Below are 19,598 nucleotides of genomic sequence, written 5' to 3'. Positions count from 1 at the left end.
TTATTTATTAGCTCTAATAAATTGTAAATAATCATCATTTTTAGCAGCAATGAAATATGATGTGCTTCCTACTTTTATTGTAGCCATATCTTTTACATCACCAGGAATATATAAACCACTTTTTGATACAGAAATAGGTTTGAAACTTCCATTTCCATTTCCTTTAAGAAATAAACCATAGCCGGCATCATTTCTTGGCGTTTCAACTTCAGACACATATAAGTTTCCAACTATAAGGGCATCTAATTTTCCATCTTGGTCATAGTCATCTATCAAGATTTGATTTATACTTGAGAGTTGTGCTAAATTTGGTAATTTATGAATAATGAATTTTCCATTTTTATTTTCCAAATAAACACTTGCAAATGATTTTACTTGATAGTGTAGCGATTCATCTAAATTTTTCTCTGTGTAAACATCAGCTAATGTTGCTTCAGAAAAGCTTTCATAATCTTTAAACTTCTTTTTTATACCCGGTATTTGTTGAGAAGAACAACCTCTTCCTCTAACAGGGTATTGTTTCCCTTCGTTATAATAGCTTAAAACAATATCTTTATTACTATCCTCATCAAAATCATTAACATAAATGTCAAACGTTTCTTTTTCAGTAGCCTTGTATTTATAATTTAGTCCGTTGTTACCAACTATATAGTCCATGTCACCATCATTATCAAAATCACCTTCGTTAATACTCCACCACCATCCCGTTGTGTCTTTTGTTAATCCTAAATTATCCGACACTTCTTCAAAGCCAGTTTTTGTGTTTTTAAAGACTCTAATAGGCATCCATTCACCAACAATTATAATATCTAACCATGTATCATTATTAAAATCTGTAATAATAGCACTTGTTGCCATACCTAGGTTTTCAAATTCTGATGGCTGCATACTCGTATTATTAAACCTAACATGATCTTTAGTACTTTCGTTTATTAAGAGGTAGCTATTTGCAGGAAGAGGATAATTATTAGGGTTTTGCCTTCCTAATACAAGAATATCTTGTTTACCATCTTTATTAAAATCTGCATTATATGCTCTTGAGCCACTAACATTAAAACTAGGTAGAGCTTCCTTATCTGCTTTTGTGAAATCTCCATTTCCGTTATTAATGTATAGTCTGTCTTGTAACTCGTTTGAATTTGAAGAAAACTCATAACCTCCACTTACTACATACAAATCGTTGTCACCATCTGAATCGGCATCAAATATTAAGGCTCCAACATCTTCACTCTCTTTATCAGCCACTAAAAAACTAGATGATTGTTTTTCAAACCCATTTGTTGTTTGAATAAAAACACTTCCTTTTGTACCAGCTGATCCTCCAATAAAATAATCTTCTAATGTGTCATTATTGATATCGCCAACAGCTAATGCAGGACCAAACGAAGACATTTTATGAGGGAGTAAAATTTGTTTCATAAAATCATCATTTTCATTTTCTTGATGTTTATGTTTTGGAAAAAATCCTGTGGTATCTGTAATGAATAGTTTTGAATTTTCAGAAACGTCACTTTTAATGGTTTTAGCTTCAGAATATTTTAAAACTAATTTTTGATTAGCAGAAACATTATTTAACTCTTGTGTTTTACCATCTGTCCATACTACTTTTAGTGTTTCAATATTATTTGATCGACCTAAACCAAAATGTAATTCTGGAGCTACAGATGATTGAAAACCTCTTGTTAAAGTTAATTCCTGCATTTGAGTTTGGTTGTTTACTGATACATAAACTCTATTTCCAAGTCCAAAAGAATTTCCTTGTTTACCTTCAAATTTTACTTGAAGGAAATTGTTTGTATCCGAGCTTCTATTTTCAAAAACTGAAGCGTAATCATCAATGTTATTCGTTATAATTTCAAGATCGCCATCATTGTCAAGATCGGCATATACACCTCCATTTGAAAATCCTTTATAGGAAATACCCCAAGCATCATTTGTATTTTCGAATTTAAGATTCCCTTTATTTTTAAACATAAAGTTATCTATCTTTTCTGATGGGATTTCTCTGCTTAATTGTAATAAACTGTCCTGATTTGGTTTTGCTTCTTTTAGTTTATTAAAATAATCGTTGTTATTTATCTCTTTCCTTGTTCCGTTAGAAACAAACAAGTCTTTTTGTCCATCGTTATCAAAATCAGCAAATAAAGGTCCCCAACTCCAATCTGTAGAAGAAGTTCCTGTTATTCTTGAAACATTAGAGAAATGTGGTACGCCTTCATCACTATATAAACCTGAATTTAATTGCATACAGTTGTGCATATATTGATATCCGAATCCGGAATCTACAATATCCCAAAATAAAGGAATATTCATACTAGCCATATTCGCTTTTTTTCGCCTATTGCTTTTGGCATCCATATCTACTTGAAAAATATCAAGGTTGCCATCGTTATTAAAATCTGAAATATCTGCACCCATACCATAAAGTGCTGTATGAGACGTCGCTTGTTTTATAACTTCTTTAAATGTACCATCTTGATTATTTATATACATAAAATCTGGCGACATAAAATCATTGGAAACATATATATCTGGCCAATTATCATTATTTATATCTCCTACTGTTACACTTAAGGATAAGCCAAAAGATCTAAGCCCTGCTTCATTAGTGACATCTACAAATTTGTCTCCATCATTTCTGTATAGATAATCGGTATCTTTATCTTTTACATTTTTCATGTTATATTGATAAACATATGAAGACGAATTAAAAGGTGTAGGGGGATAATTTGCTACATAAAGGTCTAAGTCACCATCATTGTCATAATCAAAAAAAGTGGATTGCACACTATTACCAATATTGTCTACTCCATATTTAGCAGCTTCATCTTTAAATACGCCATCTCCTTTGTTTATAAATAGTTGATTTTTTTTGTTGCCAAATTTGCCACCTACAGAACAATAGATATCAAGTAAGCCATCATCATTTACATCTCCCATTGTAACTCCAGTATACCATCTGTTATCACCAGAAACTCCTGCTTTTGCTGTTATGTCCTCAAATTTTAAATCCCCTTTATTTAAATATAATTTGTTAGAAACCTGATTTCCTGTAAAATAAATATCAATTAGACCATCATTATTAATGTCTCCAGTAGCAATACCTCCTCCCATATACAAGTATGTATAAGTAAAATAATTAAGGGAGTCATTTTCGGTAAGGTTATTACTGAATTCAATACCTGTTGTAGTACTATTTAAAGACGTGAAAATTTTATTCTCTATGACTTCTTTTTTCTCGTTTTTGGAGCAACTAACAATAAATACTGATCCTATTAAAAGTAAGGCAATTATGTTGAGCAATTTTTTCATGTATTTCCGTTTAATATTTTCAATAAATATTACTAAATAAGAGTAAAAATACGAATAAAAAAACAGCGTATAAATGTTCTATACGCTGTTTTAAAAACTAAAAAATCAAACTAATTATTTTTTTAATATCCAGAGTTTTGATCAGCAGACGTTATAGCTTCATTTGATGATATTTCTCTATCTGGAATGGGCCATAATTCGTGCTTACCAGCTTGAAAATTAGTCCCTGCTAATTCTGTAGAAGCATTACCCCATCTAAGAATATCATTAAAGCGAGTTTGCTCTCCTGCTAATTCAACTTTTCTTTCGTGAACAATAGCATCGAAAACAGCCGTTTTTGTCATTCCATCTGGCAAATCTGCTAAACCAGCTCTATCTCTAACTTCGTTTATATAATCTACAGCATTATCCTGAGTGCCAACTTCATTTTCACATTCGGCCATCATTAATAATACATCGGCATATCTTAAGTATTTAAAGTTAATACCTGACTCTTGATCTTCATTTGAGTCTTTATAATAGTTTTGGTATTTTTTCCACCCAGCTCTTCTTTGTGCTCCAGCTGTTAAATCGCCAGCGGCAACGGTATTAGCTCCACCTGCAAATGTGTCTCCCACAGAATAAAAGCTATCGGCATATCTAGTATCACCAGCTTCAAACTCATCTAACAAATCATCAGAAGGGAATACATTAAACCAATCGTTAAAACCATATTCCTGTCCTCTAAAAGTAGCTTCATTAGGGCCTGCGCCAGATGTACTTGAATTCCATTTAGCACTAGCTCCTAAAGCATCATCATATTCAATTTCAAAAATAGACTCAACACCATGCTCAGTTTCTTCCATGAAATTGTCAAAATAATTAGGCTCTAAAGAATATCCAGATAATTTATTGAATTCAGCTAGTGCTAAACCATGTTGACCTCTAAATAAATATACTTTACCTAATAAAGCAATAGCAGCGCCTTTAGTTGCTCGTCCATTATCTTCATTACCTTTATCAAAAAGACTACTTGAAGCAGCTTGAAGGTCTGATATAATTAAATCATATACAGCATCTTTAGAAGTAATTCCTATACCTGCCGTAGATTCTGGTATCTCAGTAATTAAAGGAATGTCGCCAAATCTAGTTACTAAAAGAAAATAATATAATCCTCTTAAAAATTTAGCTTCACCTAAGAATTTTTGTTTTCTTGTTTGACTTAATAAAGTTTCATCAATTTCATTTATTCTTTCTTCATTACCAATTACAAAGTTTGCTTTATTTATACCTCTAAAGCAGCTTTCCCAATAATCAGCAATAGGGCCATGACTAGAATCAAAAGAGAAATCTAAATATTGTCTTTTATCTGCTTCTAATTGTGGGTTACCTCCGTTTTCATGTGCCATATTATCTTGAGAGAAAAACATATGACGAGAATAAAGTCCTCTTGTTTGTAAATTAGCATATATTGCATTTACAGATGACTGTAGCTGAGATTCATTTTTAAAAAAAGTATCAGGGGATAATCCGTTTGGATTTATCAATTCTAAATCTTTGTCATGATTACAGGAATTAATAAATATAAAAACTGTAAACAGAGAGAAAATTGAAAATATTAATTTGTATTTTTTCATAATTATTTTTTTTATGGTTAAAATGAAACTTGTAGACCAACCAAATATGTTTTTGGTTGAGGGTAAGAACCTCTATCTATACCAAACTCAAAATTACTTCCATTACCAACTTCAGGGTCTAAGCCAGAATAGTCTGTAAATGTTATTAAGTTTTGACCACTAACATAAACTCTAAATTTAGAGAATAATTCTTCCCCAAAGATATTTTTAGGTAAAGTATAGCCTATAGTTAAGTTTTTGAGTCTACTAAAAGAACCATCTTCAACAAAACGACTTGATATTGCAGTGTTTTGTGGAGCTCCTCCTGCTCTAGGCACTGTGTTTGATGGGTTTGTTGGTGTCCATCTGTCTAATACTCCTGTGCCAGCATTGAATAATCTAGGCATACCTTCTAGGTCATATATATTGGTGTTATATAAATCTCTGCCTACTAAACCTGTAAAGAATATATTAAAATCCCAATTTTTATAATTACCATTTAAATTCAAACCATAAGTAAGGTCAGCAAAAGGATCCCCAATTTTAGTTCTATCATCAGAGGTTATATCTCCATCACCATTTAAATCTTTAAAACGAATATCTCCAGGTTGAACGGTTGTTTGACCAGGATTAGCTGTAAATACAGCATCAACCTCAGCTTGGTTTTGATAAACTCCATCTGCAACTAGACCGTACATGTAAAATAATGATTCAGATTCGGTTACTCTAGTTATTGGATTAGCCTCAAATACACCTCCTGTTAAGTCTTCCAATGTGCTTCCTAATGAAAGAGCTTTACTTGAACTAGTCGATAGGTTTAAATTAGCAGACCATTTAAAATCTCCATCATAATCATTATAACCTAAACTTAATTCGAAACCTTTTGTTTCTATTGATCCAGCATTTTGATATACCCCAATTCGACCATTGGCTATATTAAGGCCTAAAGAATTTGGCGCAGGTACTTCAAGTAATAAATCATCACTTGTGTTTTTGTAATATTCAATTGCAGCTGTGATTTTTTCGTTAAATAAACCAATATCTAAACCAATATTAAGTTGTTCGGTTTCCTCCCATTTTAAATTTGGATTAGCTAAACCTAAGGATGTTGTCCCGACTGCATTAGATCCATTTATTGGGTATAAAAAATCACTTGTTAGCGATGCACTTGCTTCATAGTCGGCAGATCTATCATTACCAGAATACCCTAAACTACCTCTTAATTTTAAAGTGCTAAATTTAGAATCATTCATAAAATCTTCTTTAGCAATATTCCAACCTAATGCATAAGATGAAAACCATCCCCATTTGTTGTTTGTTCCAAATCGTGCAGAACCGTCATATCTTAAAGAAACTGCTGCAATATACTTGTCTTCAAAATTATAATTTAACCTTCCTAGATACCCATATCTGTTATATTCATTTAAAGTACTAGACAAACTAGAGTCTTCATTTGAAACCTGGTTTACTTCATCAGATACTGCATTTCTACTCGAAGCGTTGATACTTTCTCTTTTGTAACCAAATTTTTCAGCTAAAAGCAATAATTCAAAATTATGAGAATCAGCAATTGTCTTGTTATAATTTAAGCTGTTTGTAAAGATTAAGGTTGTTCCAGTTCCAGAATTTTTAGTAATAGCAGCAAAAGTTTGTTGATGTGTACCTCCTAAACTATCATCATTATATGAAGGAATAAACCTGTTGTTATTAAAATTATAATAATCTAAACCAAATTCAGTTTTAAAGTTTAATCCTTCTATAATTTCATATTCAGCAAATACACTTCCTATTAAACTTAACGATTTATTTATAGCGCTACCGTGTTTTAAAATTCTAACTGGGTTTTCTGCATCTTGACCATCACCAGCACTATTTGGGCCTTGAAAACCTCCTAAATTATTAAGGTTGTATACTGATAAATAAGGAGCGGCTTTGATAGCATGTTCTAATAAAGAACGTCCGCCAACGCCTGTTGGATCTGGATTTTGCTTATTAAAACTTAATGAAACATTTTGGCCAATTTTTAACTTACCTAATTTGAAATTGCTTTTTGCTCTGAATGAGTATCTTTCAAATCCAGTATTTAAAAGAATTCCTTCTTTTTCTGCATAACCTCCTGAGATTCTAAAATCACTGTTTTCATTACCTCCAGACGCTGCAAAATTATAATCTCTTGTTAATCCTGTTCTATAGATTTCGTCTTGCCAGTTTGTATTTAAACCAGAAGATGCAGCAGGTGTATTTGGTATAATACCAAAAGCGTCATTTGCATATTGTAAATATTGAGAAGTGTTTAAAACATCATATCTTTCATTGTTTTGTTGAAATCCGGTAAGAGCGTTAAACGATAATTGTGTTTTTCCACTTCTACCTTTTTTAGTGGTAACCATAACAACACCGTTTGACCCTTGCGATCCATATACAGCTGTTGTTGATGCATCTTTTAAAATATTCATTGATTCAATATCGTTTTGGTTAATACCTGAGAGGTTACTAACAATAACACCATCAACAACAAACAAAGGGCTATTGTTTCCAAAACTACCAAGTCCTCTAACAGTAATTGCTGGAGCTGTTCCTGGAGAACCAGTGTTTACAACTGTAACGCCTGCAGCACGACCTTGTAATGCTTCTGCTGCATTTGACACTGGAAGTGCATTAATTTCACTTGATTTAACACTCGAGATAGCTCCTGTTACTTCTGCTCTACTTTGAGCACCATAACCAACTACCACAACTTCAGCAAGTGATTGTAAGTCTTCAGCTAAAACAACGTTAATAGAAGTCTTTCCGTTTACAGCAACATTTTGGCTAACATATCCAACATAACTGAACACTAATGTTCCATTAGAAGGTACGTTGTTTAGTGTGTAGTTTCCATCAAAATCAGTGGCAACACCATTTGTTGTGCCTTCAACAATAACGCTTACACCTGGTAACGGACCATTTTGGTCTGACACAGATCCAGAAACTGTTGATTGAGCATTTGCCCCTGCGCAAAAAACAAGCATTAGGAATACGTATCCTAACTGTTTAAAGCTTTCTTTTTTTAATAGTAAAAAGTTTGTCATAAAATTTAGTTTAGAATGTGATTAGTAATTTAGTTTTATTTGGTTTAAGAAAGTTTTTTAGATTAAAAAACAATTATGATTAGAAATAGAAATAATGCAATAATTGCAATTATTAAAAATATTTCTATAAACTGTTTCTTGTTATCTGAATTATTTCCCATGTTTTCAAATGTATATTTATGACAATAATATAAATATGAAATATTGCGCAATGAATAAGACGAATCAAGCAAAGCTCTATTTTAAGCAGCTGATGCAACATTTGTAATAATTTTATGCTTCATAATTTTCAAAGTATGTTTTCTAATTGAAAAAATATAATTAACTTATAGAAGTTACTATTCTAACAGTTAGGTTGTTAAGATTAATTTTTTAGATGTTTTAAGCTTATTAAGTAAGAAGTAAGGATTAATAATTCTAATTTTCAATAATAAGTATAGATAAATTATATAGCTCTTTATTTAACTTCTGTAGGTAAATAACCGAAATAACTTTTAAAGCATTTAGTAAAGTAAGAAGGTGATGAGAAACCAATTTTATAACATACTTCACTTATATTAGTATTTCCTTTTTCTATTATTTGTTTGGCTTTTTGAAGTCTAATATTTCTTAAAAATTCATTAGCTGTTTGGTTTGTTAAGGCTTTTATCTTTCTGTAAAATTGACTTCTACTTAAATTCATTTCACTTGCCATAGATTCGACACTTAAATCTGGATTTCCAATATTATTGTTTATGTAATTGAGTACTTTATTAATAAATTCTTTATCTAAAGATGTTGTTTTAATATTTTCAACATCACTTATTAGGCTGAAATATTTATTAAAAATAAGTTGTCTGCTAGTAATTAATTGAGATAATCTTAATTTTAAGAGTCTAATATCAAATGGTTTTATCATGTAGGCATCTGCTCCATGCTCAATGCCTTCCATTCTATCATCTATTTGTGTTTTTGCTGTGAGCATTAATAGAGGAATATGACTTGTTTTTAAATCATTTTTTATGTTTTTACAAAAGTTAAAACCATCCATTTCAGACATTACGACATCTGTAATAATGATATCTGGTAATATTTTTTTTGCTTTTTCAATTCCTTCTTTTCCGTTATTTGCTGTAATTACTTTGTAAACATATTTAAACTCTTCAGTTAAATAATCTCTTAGTTCTACATTGTCTTCAACTATTAGTAAGGTGTAATCTTCATTTGTTTCATTTTCAGATATAGAAGTTACACTTTCTTCTTTAGTGTTATCTATTTTAGTTCTTATAAATGGTTCTTTTTTATTTGAGGTGTCAATTATATTAGTTGACAATTCATTTTCACTAAAATGCATGTTTCCAGATGGTAATAGAATTCTAAAAGTTGTGCCTTTACCTATTTTACTTTTTACTTCTACTTTTCCTTTATGTAATTGAACAAAATTTTGAACAACCTCTAAGCCTATACCGGTACCTCCGTAATACGTTTTATTTAAATTATCGACTTGATAAAACCTTTCAAAAATTCTTTTCACTTGATCTTCTTTTAATCCAGGACCTGTATCTGATATTGCTAGTTCAATTACTTTTGTTCGATTTTCAGTATCAACTAGAGGTAATTCTATTAATTCCTCTTTTGAAATAAGATCAATTCCTATAATACCACCATCTGGTGTTAGTTTTATAGCATTTGATAATAAATTAAATATAATTTTTTCTAGCATACTTTCATCTGCCCAAACACAAAGTTCTGCTACGTCTGAATCTATAGATAGATGTATATTTCTAGAAAAGGCTTCTTCTTTAAAATGGCTAACTACGTCTTGAGTTAAGGAAACTAAATTTAATTTTCTAGCATTAATTCTAACTTTATTTAATTCTAGTTTTCTAAAGTCTAATAATTCATTAATTAATCGATATAGTCTATCTGTGTTTTTATGTATAATATTATGTTTTTGTTTAATTCGCTCTGGAAGATTTAAGCTGGTTTCTCTAATAATATCTTCTAGAGGGTTTTTTATTAAGGTTAAAGGGGTTCTAAATTCGTGTGAAATATTAGTAAAAAATTGAAATTTCTTTTCATTCAATTCCTTTTCTTGAATTCTTTTATTTCTTTCATTATTTATTAATTCTTTTTCCTTAATCCTGCTTTGAGTCATTTTATTTAAGAGAAGAAGTCCTAATAAAAATAAAATGATATAGGTCATTAAAGCCCAATTTGTTTTCCACCATGGCGGTAAAATAGTTATTTGAAGAGACAAAGGCTCTTCGTTCCATATACCATCATTGTTTGAGGCTTTTAGTTTAAAGGTATAGTTCCCGGGATCTAAATTAGTATATGTTGCGCTTCTTAAATCACCGACATAATTGTAATCTTTTTCATAACCTTCTAAATAAAAAGCATATTCATTTTTTTCGGGTCTAGTATAGTTTATTCCAGAGTACTCAATGGTAAAAACAGATTGTTTACTAGTTAGTGAAATGCTATCAGTTTCTGAAATAACTTTTTTTAAAGGAGAGTCTTTTTGAGAAGGGTGAATCCATTTGTTAAATATTTTAAATTCTTTGAGGTATAAAGATGTTAAACTCGTATTTATTTTTATGTCGCTTGGTTTAAAATAGTCAACACCTTGAAAGTTTCCAAAGTAAAGAATTCCATTATTATCTCTAAATGCAGCATTTATATTAAAATCATTAGATAAAAGCCCATCATTATTTGTAAAATTTGTAAAAGTATCTTCTTTTATATTTAATTTAGAAATCCCTGAATTTCCGCTTAACCATATATTGCCATCTAAATCATTAATTATTCCTGAAACATTTTCTTCTGCTAAATCGTTTAATTTATTATACCAAGTAAATGTGTCTTTGTTGTAATCGTATTTACAGAGTCCGGCTCCTCGAGTACCAATCCATAAAGTATTGGTGTCTTTTTTTTCTTGAAATAATGATAAAATATAGTTTGCGCTTGTGTAATTTTTATATTCTTCAGACATTTTGTCTCTCATTGAAGTAATAATCAAATTATCAGGGTTTTCTTTGTTAATTTTAAATAATCCAATTTCTGTTCCTAACCATAAATTATCTCTTGAATCTACCAATACTTTTCTAATATCAGCATTGTTTAAAGAATTTTTTATAAAAGGTTCAGTGTCATAATAGGTGAATTTTTTTTTATTTGGATCGTAGGAGTGAAGCCCTTTATAGAATGAGCCAATCCATATAATTCCATTAGAATCTTCAGCAATGCTAAAAATAGTATTAGACTTAAGCTGTCCTCCTGTTGAGGCCATACTATAATTAATGAATTTTTTAGTTCCTTTCTTTAAAAAAAACAGTCCATGATTCCAGCTTCCTGCCCATATATTTTGTTTACTATCTATAAATAATGTTTCAAAATAATCATTATTTATACCAGAATACGAACTGTTATCAAATTGATTTATGTGAGTAATTTTATTTGTAACTTTATCGTAAACATCTATTCCTCCACCATCCATACATATCCATATTTTACCTAAATGACCTTGAACTATACCAGTTACAGATCCTATATGTAATGAATTGGGGTTGTTAGGGATACTTTCTAAATTTTTAAATTTATCGTATAGTTTGTCATAAATTGCTACTCCTTTATTGTAATATCCTAGCCAAATTCTTTCATTTTTATCTACAAATAATGACCAAATAGAATTGGATAATATGCTTTTTAGATTTGATTTATTTGATAGATAATTTTTTAAAACAACACCATTGTTTTTTATATGAAATAAACCATCATTTTCTGTACCACACATTATACTGCCATCTGGTAACTGTGCCATCGATAAAAATCGATTATTTGAAAAGGAAAAATTATTAAGTTCATAAAAAGAATTAGTATTCATTTTTATATTAAATAATCCATTAGAAACACTTCCAACCCAAAGAGTGTTTGTATTGTCTATTAATAATGTTTGTAAGGGCTCTTTTATACTTATATAGCCATGTTCGCCATTAAATAGTACTGTTTTTAAAGTGTTTGTTTTGTAGTCATACTCTTTTAGACCTTCGCTTGTACCCGCTAAAACACGGCCGTTTTTGTCTGTTTTTAAAGCATGTATTGCTAATATTTTTTGGTCTGGGTTCTCATTAGCAATTTTTTCAATTTCTAAATTACTTAAGTTTAGCTTAAACAATCCTCTTCTAACAGTACCAATAAATAAGTTGTCGTTATTGTCACTTGTTAAGCTGCGAATAGAAATATTAGTTTTATTATTTTTATTTGATTTTAAAATTGGGATTCTTTTAAATTGGTCATTTTCTCTGTCATAAAGATTCAGTCCGTCTTCTGTGCCAATCCAAAGTTTATTAGTCTTATCTATTAAAGAACAATAAATCAAATTGTTACTAATAGATGTGGAGTCATTTAAAACATGTTTGTAATAGTCATAATCAATACCATCAAAGCGGTATAAACCAGAGCCGTTGGTTCCCAGCCAGATAAACCCGTGGTGATCTTGATTGATTGTAGACACACCAGCTTTTGAAATACCATCTTTTATATTCACAAAACGGTATTCTTGATAGTTGTTTTGTGCCCAAATATTTATATTAAATAAATAGATAAAACCAAGGAATAAATAAATTATTCTCTTCATAAAATTAATTGTTTTTAAAAACTATTTGGCACATAAATATATACATTTATTATTCAATGAAGCGTGTTTTTTTGATCGAATAATTATAGTAAAGTTGTTTAAAAGCCTTAAATTTTAATGCCGGTAAAACCTAATATATTATGTTAGTTTGTTTTGTGTAAAACTATTTCTTATTAGTTTTTTTTAGTAGTAAGAATTAAGCACACACTAAAAGATTTGTTGCATCAGCTATCTGGAAAGATATTAATAGAAATATGTTGGGTTATATTTTTTTGTTTGTTAATTTTATAACTTTAGCTACTATGGAGGTTTCATATAATTGATAAAGGCTCAAAATTAATATCAAACCATAAAGAAGATATCAAAATAGAGCCTTTGTAAATTGTAGAAAAATAAGTGTTTCTTTTAGAAGCAAAAAGCTATCTCTTTATGTTTCACTTTTTTAATTCATGTAGCTAACATAGTAAAAATATTTAATAAAATCGTTAAAACGCTTTTTTTTTCGACAAAACGCAATATTGTTGTGGTTTTGATTGATAATAAGGCTCGAATGAATCCTTAAAATTTATTTAATAGAATAAATGTATTATTAGCAGAGCTATTGGTAAAATAAAAACACCCTGTTTTCTAGACTAAAAGAAAATAGGGTGTTAAAAATTAATTGTACTCAAGGCGGGAATCGAACCCGCACTCCGAAGAATCGGATTTTGAATCCGACGTGTCTACCAATTCCACCACTTGAGCTAATTTGGATAGCAAAAATATATATTTTTTCTAGATTAATCATAAAAATACTAGTCAATATACTTTTTAGGTTAAAATAAATGTATAAATTTGCACCTCGTTTAAAATAAGGTGCTGTTTTGCGCTATAAAACAACAAGTTAACTATGCCAATTGTAATTACCGAAGCTAAAATTTTTGCATGTACACAGAGTAAAATGCTTGGTGAAAAAATTGCTAAGGCCTTTGGTGCCGAATTAGGCAACGTAATAACATCTACTTATAGTGATGGTGAGTTTCAACCATCTTATGAAGAATCTATTCGTGGTACGCGTATTTTTATTATAGGTTCTACAAATCCTGGACCAGAAAATTTAATGGAAATGTTGTTAATGATTGATGCCGCAAAACGTGCTTCAGCTAGACATGTGACAGCAGTATTACCATATTTTGGATGGGCTAGACAAGATAGAAAAGATAAACCAAGAGTGCCTATTGCAGCAAAATTAGTAGCTAAAATGTTAGAAGCTGCAGGAGCAACCCGTATTATTACTATGGACTTGCATGCAGACCAAATACAAGGGTTTTTCGAAAAACCTGTAGATCATTTATTTGCTTCTACTATTTTTTTACCGTATTTGAAAAGCTTGAATTTAGACAATTTAACAATTGCTTCGCCAGATATGGGTGGTTCAAAACGAGCGTATGCCTATTCTAAAGCATTAGCGAGCGATGTAGTTATTTGTTATAAGCAGAGAGAAAAAGCTAATATTATTTCTCACATGGAACTTATTGGTAATGTAGAAGGTAAGAATGTGGTATTGGTAGATGATATGGTTGATACTGCCGGAACTTTAACAAAAGCAGCTGATTTAATGATGGAACGTGGTGCCTTAAGTGTAAGAGCTATATGTACACATCCAATATTATCGGGTAAAGCTTACGATAATTTAAACAATTCAAAATTAGAAGAATTAATAGTAACAGATTCTATACCAGTTAAACCTTTAAGTGATAAAATTAGAGTTTTAAGTTGTGCCGATTTATTTGCTGAGGTTATGGAAAAAGTGCATAACAATCAATCTATTAGTTCAAAATTTGTAATGTAAAACCTTGTTAATTCTCTAAAAAAGAATTGGTAAGAAATATTAAATTAAGAATAATTATTAATTAAATTATATATAAACAAAGATGAAATCAATTACAATCAACGGATCTCAAAGAGAAAGCGTAGGCAAAAAATCAACAAAAGCCTTACGTAATGCTGGTCAGGTTCCTTGCGTATTATACGGAGGAGATAAGCCAGTTCATTTTTCAACAACTGAATTAGCGTTCTCTAAATTGGTATACACACCAAATGCGCATACAGTTGTAATTAGTTTAGAAGGAGGAGAAACTTTTAATGCAGTACTTCAAGACATTCAATTTCACCCTGTAACAGATAGAATTTTACATGTAGATTTCTATCAATTATTTGAAGACAAAGAAATTTCTTTAAATATTCCAGTTAATTTAGTAGGTAACTCTAAAGGTGTTAAAAATGGTGGTGTTTTAAGAAGACCTTATCGTAAATTACGTATAAAAGCACTTCCTGCAAATTTACCAGATTTTATTGAGGTAGATATTACACCTTTAAAAATTGGAGATAAAATTGCTGTGGGAGACTTACCAAGTGATAACTATACTTTTTTACACAATGATAATGCAGTAGTGTGTGCAGTTAGAACTTCTAGAACTGCAGTAGTTGATGATGAAGATGAAGATGAAGCAGTAGCTGAAGGAGCAGAAGCACCAGCAGCAGAGGCGGCTCAAGAATAACATATATTCTTAACTAAATATTAAAAAGCATTCTGTTTATTCAGGATGCTTTTTTTATTTTTACAAAAAACAATCTTTTTTATGTGTAGATTTTTGTTTCAATTATTTAAGAAGAAAACACATACTAAAGAGCAAGATTATATGAAGAAATATTTAATTGTTGGCTTAGGGAATATAGGAGGAGAATATGCCAATACACGTCATAATATAGGTTTTAAAATATTAGATTATTTTGCAAAAGAAGAAGACTTAATGTTTGAAACTAAAAAACTAGGAGATATAGTTACATACAAACTTAAAGGTAGAACCTTTGTGTTTTTGAAACCTAATACCTATATGAATTTAAGTGGAAAAGCAGTTTTATACTGGTTAACTAAAGAAAAAATTCCTTTAGAGAATTTATTAGTAATTACAGACGATTTAAACTTACCTTTTGGAAGTATAAGGCTTAAAATGAAAGGAAGCGATGGTGGACATAATGGGTTAAAGGATATTCAAGAAAAGCTAAATACCACAAAATATAACCGTTTTAGATTTGGTATAAGTGATGCTTTTAGTAAAGGAAGGCAAGTAGATTATGTTTTAGGCGAATGGACCGATGAAGAAAACAAAGGTTTAAATAAACGCTTAGAAAAATCTGTAGCACTTATAAAATCTTTTGTACTAGCAGGTGTAAATAATACGATGAATACTTTTAATGGAAAATAAAATAGAGCTTCTTTTTATTCAATTATAATTTTTCTGGTAGATTGTTTAATACCGTTACTAACATTTAAAATATAGATGCCTGATTGTGCATTTTTTAAGCTAATTTTTTTATTAAAATCAGTTCTATTTTCAAAACTATTTTTATAAATACTTCTACCTCTTAAATCGTAAACACCAATATTAATTTTATTTTTATTTAAAGTTGTACTATTTAGTTTAATGATAAATTCTCCCTTATTAGGGTTTGGGTAAACTTTAAAATCAACAAAATCAAATTCATTAATACTTAGAGGTGTTTCTGTTGTTTCGCAAACTTCTATAAACCAAGAATTTAATGTTCCTGTATCTCCATTTTCAAAATCACCTAACTTAATTGTCCAACTCCCAAAAGTATTTTCACCATTAAAACCAGTTAGTAAATCATTTATAGATTTAGAAGCAATATTACTTGCAGCATTAGAACAATTATAAGTAATAGCACTATCATCAAAAACCCCAACAATATTCTCCTCAGAATCGCAGTCATTAGAAGATTTTAGTAATAGTTCTGTGCCATTAGGGCTTAATATAGCAATAGCTAAATCTCCAATATAGGAATGTGAAATATCTAAACCAATATTAATATCTGAAATAATTGAAGAATCATTAATATTAAAAATATGACTTTCAGTAAAATCAGCTCCATTATCAGTAATAGCCAAATCTAAATTTGAAGGCGAATTATATTGAGTACAAGTTGTATTTACAATATAATCTATTGCAAAATCTTCAGAATTTATAGCAAAGAAATTATTATTTGTTGGTTCAATCATTAGTCTACAATAAGGAGCTGGTATATTTGGTACAGTAAGCGAATAACTTCCATTGTTAGGAATATTATTTACAATAGTATTATAGGTTACACCTCCATCTGTTGAAAGTAAAATATTAACATTTGAAGCTCCTGTTAATGCATTAGTGTTATTTACATTCCAGGTAATTGTTTCGTTAGTTCCGCTTGTCCATAAAATTCCAGATGTATTTTGAGAGGTTATTTCAAAAGGGCCATAAGAAGTATCAAAAGTAACTTGCGTATCATCATGCGCATTGTTCGCGCCACCAACTTTATTATCTCTAACAGTTAATCTAAAATCTGCAGTTCTATCTGTGTTTGGTATTTTTTCCCATTGCGTGGAGTTTATACCAAACTTTAGGTCAGTTAAATTAGGAAAATACCTTGTGCTACTTGTTGTTGGAGAATACGATCTAAAAAGAACGGAGTTAGAATTACTTGAATTTGAATTTGGATATATAGTTGCTGCGTTATCTTCATTAATTTGTTCCCAGCAAAAAGTAATAACATCTCCATCAGAATCACTACCAGAACCATTAAGTTTAAAAGCTGTACCTATAGGTAATAATAAATCGCTACCAGCATTTGCTGTAGGTGTTGTATTTCCAGTATTTACAATTGAAGCACAAGACGTACTTTTAATATAGGTAGTAACTTGCTCTATAGATATGGCATGAAAGTAAGCATCACTATGAGATTGAACATTTGTAGAGCCAGTAATACCTGCATATCCCATAATTGTTGAGCCGCTTCCTGGTTCCATTTGAACATCTTCTCCCTCATTTCCATCATGAGTCCAAGTGTGATTAGCTCCAAATTGATGTCCTATTTCATGTGCTACTAAGTCTATATCAAAATTAAATCCATCAGGACTTGTATCTGATGTATATCCACTCCCTTTTATGCCATCAACACAAACACACCCAATACATCCAGAGTTTCCATCAAACCCTATTGCAGATAATAAATGACCAACATCATAATTTGCTTCTAGAATTTGAGTGTCTAAAGTAGATTGTAATTCAGAACCGTAGTTTGAAAATCCTGAGTAAGGATCTGTACCTGAATCTAAATATATTACAACATCATTAGTTGAAATTAATTGTAATGAGACATTAAAATCGTTTTCAAAAACAGCATTTACATTGGTTAGAGTTGATGCTATAGCGGCATTTATTGACGCAAGTGTACCTCCATGAAAAGAAGCATATTCACCAGTAACAGAAATTGCTATTCTGTATGTTCTTTTTAGACTATCATCAGCGTCTTTTGTACTAAACGATTTTGATAAATTTTCTAAATTAGAACTTATTGTAGAGCAATTAAACCTATCTGTTTTATAACTATTAGATTTGTTTAATACCGTAAATTGGTTTGTTATTTTAGAATTAGCTTCGAAAATTTGAGTTTCTTTTTTCCCTAAAACAATTCCTGATAAACCTTTATAAGGAGATAAACTAAATCTTAAATATGCTGATGGATTATCTATACCGTAACCAATATAAGATTTTATATCAGGATATTTAGCTTGTAAATCAGGATGCATAACTGATGATTCTTCAATTTTAAATCTTTCAAATTCGCCTTTAGTATTAGGTAAACTAATTATTATGTTGGGTATTTTTCCTTTAGAAGATTTATTTGAAGAATTTGATAATGCATTTGATAATGCCTTATAATCAAACTCAAAAGTAATTTCTTTTTCAAGATCTTTACTTTTTGTTTTAGATTGGAGGGTGATGCTCTTTTCAATTTTGACAAATAAATTTTTTTGCCCAAAAACCGAAAAACTAATCAAAAATATGGTAGTTGCTAAAACATAATGTAGTTTTGCTTTCATAAAATATTATTTGGGGGTAATCTTATTTAACATTACTTACAAATTTAGTTTTTTTTTAATTAAAATGGCAAATTAGTGCTTTTTATGAGTGAGGTTAAAAATATTGAAGCGTATAAATCTAAAGAATCTACAGTCGTTACTATTGGTACTTTTGATGGCGTACATATAGGGCATCAAAAAATAATTAAGCACTTAATAAATACTGGTAAAGAGGAAGGTTTAAATTCTGTAATTCTTACTTTTTTTCCACATCCTCGTATGGTCTTACAAAAAGATTCAAACATTAAATTAATTAATACTATAGATGAGCGAAGTCAAATCTTAAGAGATTTAGGTTTAGATTATTTACTTATTAAAAAATTTACGAAAGATTTTTCAAGACTTTCTGCCGAAGATTTTGTAAAAGAATTGTTAGTTGATAAGTTGTATGCAAAGAAAGTTATTATAGGATACGATCATCGTTTTGGAAGAAATAGAAATGCCGATATTAATGATTTAAAAAACTATGGAGACTTTTATGGTTTTGATGTTGAAGAGATTTCAGTTCAAGATCTAGATGATGTTGCTGTGAGTTCTACAAAAATAAGAAACGCTTTAGGTGAAGGAGATATTGCTAAAGCTAATAGTTTTTTAGGTTACAATTTTATGTTAAACGGTACGGTTGTAAAAGGTAAAGCTTTAGGAAGGCAAATAGATTATCCTACGGCTAATATTTTAATAGAAGAAAATTATAAGTTAATACCAAAACAAGGTGCTTATATTGTTAGCTCTGTAATTGATGATGTATTAATTTATGGTATGATGAACATAGGAGTAAACCCAACAGTTAATGGCGAAAAAGAAACTGTTGAAGTTCATTTTTTAAATTATAGTGAAGATATTTATGGTAAAAAAATTCAAATAGATTTGTTAGAGCGTATTCGCGATGAGAAAAAATTTGAATCGGTTGAAGCTTTAAAAATTCAATTAGCAAAAGATAAAGAAACCACACTTGAATATATAGCAAAACATTTTGATTAATAATAAGCTGATTTAAAAAAACATCTAATTCCTTTTCATCAATTTTTTAGAAAGTTAGTTTC

The 19,598-nt window shown here is 29.9% G+C and carries 9 protein-coding genes and 1 tRNA gene; 4 read left to right on the top strand and 6 right to left on the bottom strand.

Going from position 1 to position 19,598, the window contains the following annotated elements; translation table 11 throughout:
* The 5 genes from ACH5TW_RS08945 to ACH5TW_RS08925 all read right to left on the bottom strand — a co-directional run bounded on the left by ACH5TW_RS08945 (nt 1) and on the right by ACH5TW_RS08925 (nt 13,340).
* The gene (locus ACH5TW_RS08945) at nt 1-3,312 is read right to left on the bottom strand and encodes a VCBS repeat-containing protein (protein WP_439336161.1); all 3,312 of its coding nucleotides are present in this window, start codon (nt 3,310-3,312) and stop codon (nt 1-3) included.
* 122 nt (nt 3,313-3,434) lie between these two features.
* A complete protein-coding gene (locus ACH5TW_RS08940) occupies nt 3,435-4,928 on the bottom strand; it encodes a RagB/SusD family nutrient uptake outer membrane protein (RefSeq protein WP_439336160.1) in 1,494 nt (497 codons plus the stop codon).
* A 17-nt stretch (nt 4,929-4,945) separates the two neighbouring features.
* Nucleotides 4,946-7,978 (bottom strand): SusC/RagA family TonB-linked outer membrane protein, encoded by a 3,033-nt coding sequence (locus ACH5TW_RS08935; protein WP_439336159.1) that lies wholly within the window; start codon nt 7,976-7,978, stop codon nt 4,946-4,948.
* 457 nt (nt 7,979-8,435) lie between these two features.
* Nucleotides 8,436-12,596, bottom strand: a complete 4,161-nt coding sequence (locus tag ACH5TW_RS08930; protein ID WP_439336158.1) for a two-component regulator propeller domain-containing protein — start codon at nt 12,594-12,596, stop codon at nt 8,436-8,438.
* 664 nt (nt 12,597-13,260) lie between these two features.
* A tRNA-Leu gene (locus ACH5TW_RS08925) sits at nt 13,261-13,340 on the bottom strand.
* Between the two features lie 145 nt (nt 13,341-13,485).
* On the opposite strand from ACH5TW_RS08925, the gene ACH5TW_RS08920 reads away from it, so the two are divergent.
* The 3 genes from ACH5TW_RS08920 to pth all read left to right on the top strand — a co-directional run bounded on the left by ACH5TW_RS08920 (nt 13,486) and on the right by pth (nt 15,844).
* Nucleotides 13,486-14,427 carry a ribose-phosphate pyrophosphokinase gene (locus tag ACH5TW_RS08920; RefSeq protein ID WP_439336157.1) on the top strand — a complete coding sequence of 314 codons (942 nt, stop codon included), beginning with the start codon at nt 13,486-13,488 and terminating at the stop codon, nt 14,425-14,427.
* Nucleotides 14,428-14,509: 82 nt separating this feature from the next.
* Nucleotides 14,510-15,136 (top strand): 50S ribosomal protein L25/general stress protein Ctc, encoded by a 627-nt coding sequence (locus ACH5TW_RS08915; RefSeq protein ID WP_439336156.1) that lies wholly within the window; start codon nt 14,510-14,512, stop codon nt 15,134-15,136.
* 141 nt (nt 15,137-15,277) lie between these two features.
* Nucleotides 15,278-15,844 (top strand): aminoacyl-tRNA hydrolase, encoded by a 567-nt coding sequence (gene pth / locus ACH5TW_RS08910; RefSeq protein ID WP_439336155.1) that lies wholly within the window; start codon nt 15,278-15,280, stop codon nt 15,842-15,844.
* A 14-nt stretch (nt 15,845-15,858) separates the two neighbouring features.
* Here the strand turns inward: pth and ACH5TW_RS08905 are convergent, their stop codons facing one another.
* Nucleotides 15,859-18,516, bottom strand: a complete 2,658-nt coding sequence (locus ACH5TW_RS08905; protein ID WP_439336154.1) for a zinc-dependent metalloprotease — start codon at nt 18,514-18,516, stop codon at nt 15,859-15,861.
* 84 nt (nt 18,517-18,600) lie between these two features.
* Between ACH5TW_RS08905 and ACH5TW_RS08900 the strand changes: the two genes are divergently transcribed.
* Complete coding sequence (locus ACH5TW_RS08900; RefSeq protein WP_439336153.1) at nt 18,601-19,536, top strand: bifunctional riboflavin kinase/FAD synthetase; 936 nt, start codon at nt 18,601-18,603, stop codon at nt 19,534-19,536.
* Nucleotides 19,537-19,598: the final 62 nt, after the last annotated feature.

Source organism: Thalassobellus sediminis (genome assembly GCF_044386045.1).
Classification (GTDB): Bacteria; Bacteroidota; Bacteroidia; order Flavobacteriales; family Flavobacteriaceae; genus Thalassobellus; species Thalassobellus sediminis.
This window is presented reverse-complemented; position numbering and strand designations above follow the sequence as displayed.